The 12,119-nt window shown below is 43.7% G+C and carries 8 protein-coding genes; 4 read left to right on the top strand and 4 right to left on the bottom strand.

The annotated features are described in order from the left end of the window. The first annotated feature begins 64 nt into the window (after positions 1-64). The gene (locus tag CKW03_RS19045; protein ID WP_093099553.1) at positions 65-1,144 is read left to right on the top strand and encodes a PAS domain-containing sensor histidine kinase; all 1,080 of its coding nucleotides are present in this window, start codon (positions 65-67) and stop codon (positions 1,142-1,144) included. A gap of 201 nt (positions 1,145-1,345) precedes the next feature. Then, the gene (locus CKW03_RS19040) at positions 1,346-1,888 is read left to right on the top strand and encodes a glycosyl-4,4'-diaponeurosporenoate acyltransferase CrtO family protein (protein ID WP_095067932.1); all 543 of its coding nucleotides are present in this window, start codon (positions 1,346-1,348) and stop codon (positions 1,886-1,888) included. A gap of 1,705 nt (positions 1,889-3,593) precedes the next feature. Here the strand turns inward: CKW03_RS19040 and CKW03_RS19015 are convergent. Both CKW03_RS19015 and CKW03_RS19010 read right to left on the bottom strand, forming a co-directional pair. Continuing rightward, positions 3,594-5,189 carry a RagB/SusD family nutrient uptake outer membrane protein gene (locus CKW03_RS19015; protein ID WP_093099543.1) on the bottom strand — a complete coding sequence of 532 codons (1,596 nt, stop codon included), beginning with the start codon at positions 5,187-5,189 and terminating at the stop codon, positions 3,594-3,596. 17 nt (positions 5,190-5,206) lie between these two features. Then, entirely contained in the window at positions 5,207-8,158 is a 2,952-nt protein-coding gene (locus CKW03_RS19010) for a SusC/RagA family TonB-linked outer membrane protein (RefSeq protein WP_093099541.1), read from the bottom strand. A gap of 390 nt (positions 8,159-8,548) precedes the next feature. Between CKW03_RS19010 and CKW03_RS19005 the strand changes: the two genes are divergently transcribed. Further along, the gene (locus CKW03_RS19005; protein ID WP_093099540.1) at positions 8,549-9,598 is read left to right on the top strand and encodes an AI-2E family transporter; all 1,050 of its coding nucleotides are present in this window, start codon (positions 8,549-8,551) and stop codon (positions 9,596-9,598) included. A 52-nt stretch (positions 9,599-9,650) separates the two neighbouring features. On the opposite strand, the gene CKW03_RS19000 is transcribed toward CKW03_RS19005, so the two are convergent. Next, positions 9,651-10,289, bottom strand: a complete 639-nt coding sequence (locus CKW03_RS19000) for a 4'-phosphopantetheinyl transferase family protein (protein WP_093099538.1) — start codon at positions 10,287-10,289, stop codon at positions 9,651-9,653. A gap of 107 nt (positions 10,290-10,396) precedes the next feature. On the opposite strand from CKW03_RS19000, the gene dcd reads away from it, so the two are divergent. Beyond that, the gene (gene dcd / locus CKW03_RS18995) at positions 10,397-10,933 is read left to right on the top strand and encodes a dCTP deaminase (protein WP_093099536.1); all 537 of its coding nucleotides are present in this window, start codon (positions 10,397-10,399) and stop codon (positions 10,931-10,933) included. 98 nt (positions 10,934-11,031) lie between these two features. Here dcd and prfB read toward each other — a convergent pair. Continuing rightward, positions 11,032-12,115 (bottom strand): peptide chain release factor 2 gene (prfB, locus tag CKW03_RS18990; protein WP_139185500.1). Its coding sequence is split into 2 segments (ribosomal slippage): positions 11,032-12,054 and positions 12,056-12,115, totalling 1,083 coding nucleotides; the frame shifts between segments, so codons are not numbered across the junction. Positions 12,116-12,119: the final 4 nt, after the last annotated feature.

Genomic DNA, 12,119 nt, shown 5'->3' with positions numbered 1-12,119 from the left:
ACATGCTTTTTGAGGAACCGCCTTATAGAATGATTTTGACATCGATAACCTTAATAATATTGCAATGGCAGGTACTATAAACCCTCTTCTGGCGTTTTCGGAAAATGTCTATCTGATGATTTTTTCGTTCGATCCCTCCAAATGGGAGATAAGGTACATGAACCATTCATTCAGATTTTTTATGGGATTTGAAAAGGTTGCCGAGAACCTAACGGAGATCCTTGACCATGTACACCCAGAAGATAGGGAATCTCTCCTAAGGGAAATCAAGGACATCAGGGTGAAGCCCATTGAAAAGAGAGCAGTCAGGTTTTCTGTAGCTGGAAATTTAAGGCACCTGAGACTTACCTTGTACCAGGTCGATACTTCAGGTAGGCCAGAGTGCGTAGGGTTCGCCGAAGACTTTACCGGAGAGGTCGAGTTCCAGAAGAACATACTCAGCCACAATGCAAAGAAAAATGCCATTCTCAATATATTGAGCCATGATATAGCAGGGTCCTTCGCCACCCTAAGGAACCTTACTGATTTAGCCATGGGGAACATGAACAACGGTGACCCCGGCAGCCTGGAGAACGCATTGTCTGCAATAAGAGACATCTGTATGAGCAACATGTCGCTAATCAAGAGTTTCCTAAAGAAGGAATTTATAACCTCCTTGTCGGTTCCCCTTAATATGGAAAGGGTGGACCTGGTGCCGATGGTACGTGATTTCATGGACCAATGTGCCAGAATGGAGAGCCATCTAGGGGTATCATTTGTGTTCAGTTCAGATTTTCCCACTATCACCATGGACATGGATGAGGATAAACTGATCCAGGTATTGAACAACCTTATTTCCAATTCTCTCAAGTTTACCCACACTGGCGGAACGATAACGGTATCGCTCATTGATATTGGAGATAAAGTCCGCCTATCCGTCAGGGATACGGGGATAGGTATACCCGAGGACATGAAATCTCAGGTATTCAACAAGTTCAATGACCAGAGCAGGGCCGGTCTAAATGGCGAAAAATCGAATGGAATCGGCTTATGGGTAGTTAAGACCGTTGTAGAGTGGATGGGGGGGCGCGTTGATTTTGAAAGCCGCGTGAATGAAGGGACAGAATTTTTCCTAGAGTTCCCCAAAACGTTTTCACATGGGTAGGGTGCCATCGGTATTAATCCTAATCAGAGCGGAAATGGATCTGATGCGGGCTAGCGAAATCCGGGGAGGGATCAGTTGGTAGGAGTCCTTCGCTCGGTGAAAATAATCAAGCAACTCTTTTCCAGCCCAGTGAAAAATGGCGCAGATTTTCTTTTACAGAACGGTTGCCCTGAAATAGTGGATTAAACAAAAAACCAAGCAATGCTCAAAACAAGACACCGTTACCAGCGGCATATGCTGAACCAGTTATTTAATCTTTTCTGGACGCTTGTATGCTTTACGCCCATATTTTGGTTCTGGTACCTGGTAGGTGCAAAGGGATCCTGGCTGTATATTGCAATTGGCTTAGCTATGCTTTTTGCCCTTGTGCCGGCATGGGTCCTAGAAAGGACCGTCTTGAGCGAGGATCCAGGATTTTATGAAAGGTACGGTGTAAGGTTCATGAGGAAATTTGTCCAGGACGGGGATATCGTGAATTCCATGACGAAAGAAAATCGACCTGCCCAAGGTAGGGGAAAGGCCCATGCGAAAAGATACCTTTCTACGATCGCGATGTATGAGCGTTACCATTGGACATGTATGGTGTTCTTCCTGCTTTCCACTGTCATTGCCTTTCTCCATGGATTTTGTATCGCAGGGATCTCAATTTTAGCTGCCAATTTCACATATAATGCAATCCCGATCTTTCTACAACAGTACAATAAGGTCCGGATAAAGAAAATTACAGATCTTCAGGATACTTAGTTGAGGATGCTCTTATCTTTTCGTCCTTTATCCTGATGTGGATGGCTGATTCCATCTTATAGCTAGAATGGCAGGGATTTCCGGCATTATGTAGCATGGTGCCGGACATTTTATTACTCCCCAGGGCATTATTTCCGAATTTGCTGGTCGGCGCAAGCCCCTTTTTTCCCATTGCCCTCCAAGCATCCAAGCGGCCTCAATGCAGAGGTCCGGAATTTCCCCCACACCCTGGCTTTACGATCCTTTTGGGAATGGGATTGTTGGGGCTAAGGTCCCGGAGGGCCTGGTCTTGGAGCCCTTTTTGGGTCTCTTGGAAACTCTCCTGGAATAACCTCGGGGTTTCCGTATGGTCTCTGCGGGTAATAGGGAAAATCGGTCGCTTTGCTTTCAGAAGTTTCCCAACCAACTTTTAATTTATATGTTATGGCATTAATTACAGCAATTGAATGCAAGGTCAGCAGGGAAATTGAAATTCAATCTCCAAAGATTCCTTCCATGGTCTTTTAGGGGATGTCCTTATTTCTAGGGGGATATCGGACCCACAAAAATTCGTTCGGTTGAGACAGGACAGAAGATAAAGGTCCTCTCTCCATCGGTCGATGGGCAGCACCATCCTTACGCTTAGGGATCCATAATAAAGCGGTGAAACCAATGGGGCATGATTGATTGACCATTGCCTGGCGCATAAACAAGGATTCCATTCCGAAGGCTTTAAGTACGTTAGGTAGATTGTGTAATATCTTTGGTACGCAATTAAACCTTCTGTTTTTGAGATTGTCGTTTACTTTATGAAAAGATCACCATCGATATTTCGGAAAAAAAAATTGGATATAGAGGATTTTGTTTTCACTCATGCATTTTGGGTGCTTCGCAACCATTCTAGGGACAAAGCGGTTTGTTTTGTTGATTCCCTATTGAAAAAGTACCCCAAGGCAAAAAAATCTGTTTTGCTGCGGTTGTCTCAGATAGACTGAGAAATGTCTTACCTGGTATATAGGCACATTGCCTTTGATTCTCATGTGGATTATTCGGCCATGTCCAGTGGGAGCAAGGGCATAGTTATATTCGATCCCTAGATTGCTCGTATCGTTTTGCATATCAGGGCAAATCGGAAGCCAAAGCCTTCATTGTAGCGCTAAATAAGATCCAAACAATCTGGTCAAAATAGACATGCCGATAGATGCCGTTGTAACGCAAAGCAACCAATAACTGAGACCTCCTAACCGCTATCAACTGGTCCAGAAATTCAAGTGAATTGGCCTTACCTGTGCGCATATCCTTTCTCGACATTCCTTAACGCGTATTTGAGGATATAATGTCCCTAGATTAGCTCCCGACTGAATAATCAGTCGATTGTCTGTCAGAAATGATAGGTTTTCCCTGGATTGTCAAAGAATTTCAGGTCAAGGATTTACTTGCCTTCAAGAATTCAGTACAATCTCAGGTCCATCAAAGGGAAAGGTTTCTCCAGAAACTAACTTGTTTGAAATGGATTATAAGAGTTTCGATTTAAATTAATGTACAGTGCGGATCTTCAAATATCTCATGCAACCATTCACCCAAAATGTTATTTATAAGCTCGAATCTGGATTACTTTCCGAAGTAAATAAGCTGTATTCCCGCCTTTGAGACCTATCCGCTGGAATTTTGACCATCCGGTTGAATAAAAGTTAGCCCGTCCAAACCAGACGGGCTAAAGCTTCTTTTAATATCCTGGATTTTGTGTCAGGTTCGGTTCTACCTTGAGTGAGCTCTCATGGAAAGGCCACAAGTACTGATTGTCTGTAAACCTCCGGTCTTCGATCTTCAATGACTGAAGGGTGTTATTGATCTTTCTTGTATGGCCCATTGCAGGTTGGTTCAATACTTTGTCCGCGATCTTCCAGCGTATAATATCATCATACCGTATACCTTCTCCTGCAAATTCAATCCTTCTTTCATTGCGGATTAGGTCAATCCACTGTTGCTGGGTTTTGCCCGTGAGTTTTACATCCGCGATCGTCATGTCCAATCCTGCTCTTTTGCGGATTTTATTGATGTTATCCTTCGCTAGTTCATCAGGTCCTCCGGACATAATCTTCGCTTCAGCATAGGTCAACAGCACTTCTGCATACCTTATCAGCGGGAAGGTCATGTTCCCACCGGACCTGAAGGCATCAGCTTCGTCCACGAACTTCCTGAACCAATAGCCAGATTTACTGCCCCTAAGTTGCTGATAGTACATTGGGCTGTTCACATTATAGATGTCGATCACCTCCCCCGAAAACTTATCACCGTGGCCAAAAATACTTTGTCCATATCGAGGATCCCTGTTCAATTTTGGGTCAAGCTCATATTCTTCTCTGGTATGAAGCGGACATTGGTCAATTGGACGCCCTTGCAAGGTCCAATAGCTATCAACCAAAGATTTGGTTGGGACCATATAGGATTGGCCTTTTCCGGTCCTGTAATGAGGGCCTAAATGTTCAAAGGATGCAGTTGCAGAGTTGTCGTGGCTCTCCATGTCAAATTTGATGATGAATTCCTTGTTTGTTTTGTCAGCCTTGTAACTAAACATATCCCCATAGTTGCCATGCAGGTCGTATCTGCCCGAGTCCATGATTTCTTTCGCAATTTTAGCCGCTAGGTCATATCGCTCAAAATAGAGCGCATACCTCATGATGATTGCCTTGAATGAGTATTTGTTGAACATGTAGGCATTGGTGGTTCCCTCTGACTCCGGTAACCTGGAGGCAATTTCCTCTGCCATGGGGAACAGTTTGTCCAAGATCTCTTTTTTAGGAGTAGATGGCTGTTTGGCTGTTTCAAGGTTTGCCGGTTCAAGGACAAACGGAACATCTCCCCAATGGGACACAATTCTAAAGTAATGCCATACGCGTAGTCCCTCAAGGACGCCTTTGTACTTTTGCCTCACGTTTTCATCTTCAACATAAGGGATATCGACGTTCGCGATAAAGGTATTTAGGCGTCCAACGTGTTTATTGAACAGGGTCCAATAGTACTCTGCGGCCCTTGAGTTGCTGTTGTAATTCCCATTTGCCATAATGCCGTGGTGGTCAGTTTCGATGCGGGCATAGCCGTTGTCCGATCTTCCGTCCAGCATATAGAAGACAAGCCTTCTGTCGGTCGGATGAGTGAAAACATCTCTATAAGAGCTATAGACCACTCTTCTCAAATCTTCTTCAGTATTGAAAAACTCTTGGAAATTAGTTGCTGTAGGATCTCGTTTATCTAGGAATTTCTCACAGCTCGTTGTTCCCAAAGAGCTGATCAGTGCTAATGCAAATATTGTCTTTTTCATTTCAGTAAAGTCATTCGTTAAAAAATGGTTGCTCTAACTCCAAAGCTGTATGTTGCCATTCTTGGGTACACACCATTACCTTGGTTTTCAGTCTTGGATTTGTCCAGTCCTCTTTCCGGTTCCAGGCCTTCCCATTTGGTAAAGGTGAAAGCATCCTGGGCATTGACATACAATCTGATGTTCTTGATGCTCTTTCCTATTCCTGGGAACGTATAGCCCAACTGTATCATCTTGATCCTGAAATATGAAGCGTCCCCCAGCCAGACATCGCTTAGGTAAGCATTTGAACTATTTCCGCTCCATATCCTTGGAAAACGGGCATTTGGATTGGATTCAGTCCAGCGATTATCTGCATATTCCTTACGGGGCGTCCCCAAGGAATTGCTGTCACCATCCACATAGACAGGGTAACCTTCCATTCCGACTAATCTTCCATTTCTTTTACCGACACCTTGTCCCATTACCGAGAAATCCCAGTTTTTATAGTTTAGGCCAAGGTTGATGGAGTAATTCATGTGAGGAAAAGGATCTCCTAAATAAATCCGGTCCTGGTCATTTATGATACCGTCGCCGTTTTGGTCCTTGTACCTGATGTCACCGGGAAGGGTGTTTGGTAATTTAGCTTCTGTATTTTCCACCTCAGTTGCATTCTGGAAGTAACCATTGCTCTCAAAACCATAATAGTTGTCGATAGCAGCACCATTGTACCAGATTTTATCACTATCGCCCTTGAATATCAGAGTATCACCCTTGTTGTAGCCTGCTTTCAACACCTTATTGATATTGTCGAACAGCATTGCGCCGACATTGTACTTCAAATTTCCAATCCTGTCGGACCATTTTGCGGATAGTTCCCAACCCTTGTTCTGGACCTCTCCGATATTGACTGCAGATTCCAATGTATTGGATCCAGTAAGGGGAGGGACAGGGAAGTTGTTGTAAATTAAGTCGTAAGAGAATTTATCGTATACTTCAGCGGTCAACGACAATCTATTGTTCAAGGCAGTCAAGTCCATACCGATGTTCCATTGTTTTTGTTTCTCCCATGAGAAATCGGGATTGGGAACTCGGATGGTCCACCCCCAGTTGTTTACGATCTCTTGCCATAGGTATGGAGCAACGTTCTCATTACCGATCAATCCATAAGATGCACGGATTTTCAGATTGTTGATAGCGCCGCTTTCGCGCAAGGAGCTAAAGAAAGACTCGTTGTGCATATTCCAGGCAATCGCCGCCGAAGGGAAGAAGCCCCATTTGTTGCCCGGCGCGAACTTGCTGCTCCCATCAGAACGGCCTGTCAATTCGATCAGATAGCGGTTATCGAAAGAGTAGTTCAGTTTTCCGAAGAATGAAGCTTTGTTCTCTTCTCTATAGTCGGTGTAAGTATAGCTCATCATTTCCGTTCCCAAGGTCAAATAGAGCTTATCTTTATTATCGCGTAGGTCTTTGGTGTAATTCGCTAAAGCTCTCGCGGTCAATTGGCTCGAGCTCACACCTTGTTCCGCAGTAACCGAATTGTTCCATATCGTAACTGGTGCGCCGTCCCCGTCGTAGAACTTAAAGGTCCTGCGTTCTGCCTTATTAGCTGATTTATTGATCATGTAGGAAACATTACCTTCGATGTTCAGGTTTTTATTGATGTTATATCGTGGCCTCAGGTTGATTGTACTTCTGTCGTGCAGGTAGTTTTTGATTCCGCCTTTTGCAATGGAAGCCAAAGGGTTCATGTTGTTATGAAGGATGTAATGCTCTGGGATGTCGGTGTCCCCATAAAAGATCTGCTGGGTAGGGTTCATTCTCCAGGCTATCTGGTAAAGGCCGTGGCCGTTGTCATTTGCCATCAGGCGATCGACCTGTAATCGATGGGCATAGAAATCCGCCAACAGGACGAATTTGTCCGCGATGTTGATGTTTGTGTTGAAACGCGCTGAGAACTTTTCGGTCCCTTCGATGTCGTTCAATCCTTTTTCCCCGATGTGCCCCAGCATCAGGTTGAATGTTCCAACACCACCACCCCCAGAAATGTTCGCTGTGGTGTTGTTTGCAAAAGGTTTCCTCGTCATGATCTCATCGAGCCAGTTCACACTTCTTGTTTCTCCTGATTCTGCCTTGCGTATGTCCTCATCGGTAAAGAGCAAGGTTTGGTTTTGGTGTGCGCGGGTCTCATTGTTCAACTTCATGTACTCCGCGGCATTTACCCAGTTCGGTAGGTCGATAGGGTTGCTGAATGCGCCCCAAGCGTTTAGGTCAACCTTGAATTTGCCGGTATAGCCGCGTTCCGTCTCCACTATGATCACTCCATTTGCACCTCTGGATCCGTACATGGAGGTTGAAGCGGCATCCTTTAGGACAGTAATGCTCTTGATTTGGTTAGGGTCAAGGTCAGTGATAGACTGTTCCATTCCGTCCACAATGACCAATGCATCTGCATTCTGCAGGGTGCTGATACCTCGAATGGAAATAGTTCCTGGAACAGCACCTGGGATATTGGACCCCTGGAGCATCGTTACCCCCGGTACGGTTCCGGAAAATGCTTCTTCCATTTTGAAAATGGGCCTGGTTTTGGTCGACTCCATATCCAGACTTGCCACCGAAGACGCAACGTGCTGTTTCTCCACTTGGGAATAACCCATTACCACCACCTCATCGATGGCTTTGTTGTCCGGTTCAAGTATGACGTTGAGATAATCCTTTCCTTTTATGTCGGTCTCCTGGGTCGTGTAACCGATAATGGAGAAAATCAAGATACCATCATTTGGGACACTTATTTGGAACTGTCCGTCGTCATTGGTCTGTGAACCGATGTTGGTCCCTTTCAGGAGGACAGATACATTTGATAATGGAACGTTGTCGGCTGTTCTGACCTTTCCGTTGATCGTTCGCTGTTGACTGAATGCTCGCGTTGTGCAAACTAAGCATATGAGCAATAAAAAAGCGGACCTCGCTATGGTTTTCGAAGTAAATTTCATGAGTAATAATGGTATTTATTGATTGTTATATTCTAGCAGATTGTATCGTTCTTTGAGATTTTTTCATAAACAAGAAATAGGTTTTGGTACAAAGGTTCTTTTTTTAAATTAAAAAATGGTTAACAAATGATTACTAAGGTATTAAATTATATTAAAAAGCCTTTCTTTAAGTTTACGCTTCTGATGTAATAATTTTGTTATCTTACTTTTTGTTAACTAATTGGTGTTGCTTGAAATTCCTCTTACTGAACCAATTGGGTTAGCATAGGCGAATGTCCGTTGACAAGACCAGCCGCTATCTGAGACCGGAGCATGGTAGGTTTGCAGGGAATTTAAACAGGATTCAGAACCAAATCAATAGTTCGTTGTTTTATTATTCTAAAATCAGTTATGAGCAACAACGATGTTTTTTCCCAGAAGGAACGTAATGTAATCATCCTAATCATAGTCATTGTATTGGGAGGGATCATCCTTTATGCCACCTCGGGGATATTCGGTGCCTTTTTGGGGACCATGGTCATGTATACCCTATTTCGGAACCTAAATATCTTCTTGATCGAGAAATGGCATTGGCCCAAGCCTGTATCTTCCATTTTTATCATCATCCTTTCCATCTTTATCATCGTCCTTCCCTTCTTGGGGATAGGGAAGATGCTTTTTGATAAAGCTATCGAGCTCCAACAGAATCCGCAATGGGTCAAGAAGATCATGGATGCCATCAATCATTTTGTGGGTGATAAATTAGGGCAACCTGATCTCATCGAGAAGCAACTTGAGGCCAGTTCTACCTATTTAGGGGGGCTTTTGACCACAGCGCTTACCGGAGCTGCAAATGTGTTTCTGGAAATCGCGGTGATGTATTTCCTGTTATATTTTTTGTTTGTGAATTATAAAGGATTCGAAGGCGGGATAGTTCATTACCTCCCTTTTGATGATGAGAATGCAGTTACTTTTGGGGAGGAGCTAAAAAACATCACCTATTCAAATATTATTGGACAAACGATCATTGCCATTATCCAGGGAGCATGTTTGGCGATCGGTTTTTGGATTTTCGGTGCCAAGGACCCGCTGTTTTGGGGAGTGATCTGTGCTATCCTTTCCTTTATTCCATTACTGGGACCACCGTTGATTTTTGTTCCTGCTGCGGTCATATTGTTGGCCGACGGACATAACTGGCAGGGGATTGGGCTGCTTGCCTGGGGATTTGGTTTAGTGATCAATATCGATAATGTACTTCGCTTGGTGATCGCCAAGAAACTAGGGGATATACATCCGATCATCACAGTGGTCGGTGTGATTATCGGATTGCCTTTATTTGGATTGATCGGTCTGGTCTACGGACCATTGTTACTGGCATATTTCTTAATCGCTGTTAGGATCTATAAATCAAACAAACGACTTTCCTTAAAACAGCATTTGTTGCAGGATGGGCAGACATAGTGTATTAAATTAAGTATTTAGACCTATGTGCATCCCTCTGAATATGGCTGGCCTATTCAACGACATACCCTAACATATATTCGTTAAACCTTTCATAGAACACATCAAAGGTCCGGACCGAATCATCCTTGGTGAGTATGACTTTCATGACGCCTTGCTGGGTATAGCGGAAAGGCTCAATCGTCATGTTATGGTAGAAGGAAACGCCCCTATTGCCCTGGAGTTTGTAGAGGGCTTCCTTGGCACACCAACAGGCATATAATTGGTTTACCATTTGGTCTCCTTCAATAAACGCTAGTTCTTCCGGTTTTAGGAACTTGTTTTTTATCCTGACCACCTTTTCTTTTACAATTTCAAGGTCTATTCCACAGACGCCAGCAGAGCTCAGCATCACGCCGGCATAATCATAGGAATGAGTCAATGAAATTTCATATGGGAAGTCTGGCAAATAGGGTTTCCCATTTGAATCAGAGGGGCAGCTGATATAATCCGGAGTTTGCAGCAAATAACGTAAAAGGGCTCTTGTTGCCAACCAATGTAAGGTCCTTTTCCCTTTTGCTAGGCTCCTGAGCTTTGTCAGTTCAGATTCGTCAAGTTGCAACATGGCAACCAATTCATCTTCCGTTTCTTCAATTTTCCACAGGGCTATGCGGCTGTGCGCATCCAATTCTTTTAGATATGCTAGTGACATAGCCAAATTTAGCGTTTACCAACTAGTATTTAGCTTTAGATATGTTTTTTATTTATTTTTAATGTATTTTTGAATCCTGCTAATCAGCAGTAGTTTAGCTTCAGAATATGATATTATCAGATAAGAGAATTTTAGAAGAAATCGATAGGGGGATGATCGTGATTGAACCTTTCGACAGGAAATGTTTGGGAACAAATTCATACGATGTCCATTTGGGAAAATATTTAGCAAGGTACAAGGATGAGGTCCTGGATGCGAAGAAGCATAATGAAATCGAACACTTTGAGATTCCGGCTGAAGGTTATGTTCTTCAACCAGGCACACTGTATTTAGGGGTAACCATAGAGTATACAGAAAGCCATGGGCATGTTCCTTTCTTGGAAGGGAAATCTAGTACTGGGCGTTTGGGTATCGATATCCATGCAACTGCTGGTAAAGGTGATGTTGGTTTTTGCAATACCTGGACCCTGGAGATTTCCGTTGCACAGCCAGTTCGCGTATATGCTGGGATGCCGATCGGGCAATTGATCTACTTTGTGGTGGAAGGTGATATCGAGACGATGTACAACAGTAAGGGAAATGCGAAATACAATAACAAAACCATTCGCCCTGTGGAAAGCATGATGTGGAAAAATGCTTTTTAGTGGTTGAATTAAAAGTATTTCCTAAGAAAATATATATTAGAAAGGGCTGGAATCATGATTCCAGCCCTTTCTAATGTCCCTGAATTCCTAAGTTTCCATTAACCTCCGAATTCCATCAGGTACGATTTCAGGAATCCGTCCAGATCCCCATCCAATACTGCCTGTGTATTCGAGGTTTCGGTATTTGTCCTTAAATCCTTGATCAATTTATAGGGATGGAGGACATAGTTGCGGATCTGTGAACCCCATTCAATTTTTTTCTTCGAACCTTCGATTGCAGCGGTTGCTTCTTGGCGCTTTCTCATTTCGATTTCATACAATTGGGACTTTAATAAGCGCATAGCATTTTCCTTGTTCTGCAATTGCGATCTTGACTCCTGGTTCTTGATAATGATCCCGGTAGGCTTATGGTGCAGCCTCACCGCAGTTTCTACCTTATTTACGTTCTGGCCTCCTGCTCCTCCCGAACGGAAGGTGTCCCAATCGATTTCTGAGTCCTTTACTTCGATCTCTATATTGTCATCCACCAACGGATAGACATATACCGATGCAAACGAAGTATGTCTCTTGGCATTGGAGTCGAAAGGAGAGATCCTAACCAAGCGATGTACGCCATTTTCACCTTTCAGATAGCCATAAGAAAAATTACCAGAAAACTGTAAGGTCACTGTCTTTATCCCGGCTACATCACCTTCTTGATAATCCTGCTCCGTTACCTTACAGCCATGTTTCTCGCCCCACATGATATACATCCTCATCAGCATCGCTGCCCAATCGCATGATTCGGTACCACCGGCACCAGCCGTTATTTGCAGAATCGCATCCAATTGGTCCTCTTCGGCACTGAGCATGTTCTTGAATTCCAGCTCTTCGATTTCTGTCAGTGCAATCTGGTATTGGTCTTCCAATTCCTTTTCGCTAGCATCACCGCTTTGAAAGAATTCATACAGAACACCTGTATCTTCCACTGCAGCATTGACATGATCAAACTGATCGGTCCAGATTTTATGGTTTTTAATGGAATGCAGGACCTTTTCTGCGGCTTTTGGGTCATCCCAAAAGTCGGATTGCATCGTGATTTGGGTTTCACGCTCTATCTCTTCCTTTTTGGCATCAATGTCAAAGATGCCTCCTCAGGGAAGTGATTCTGTCCCTCAAGTCTTGAATTTGTTCTTTGGTCATAAGA

This window comes from Sphingobacterium mizutaii, assembly GCF_900187125.1.
GTDB classification, from domain to species: domain Bacteria; phylum Bacteroidota; class Bacteroidia; order Sphingobacteriales; family Sphingobacteriaceae; genus Sphingobacterium; species Sphingobacterium mizutaii.
The sequence above is the reverse complement of the archived record's forward strand: the minus strand, read 5'-3'. Positions and strand labels throughout refer to the sequence as shown.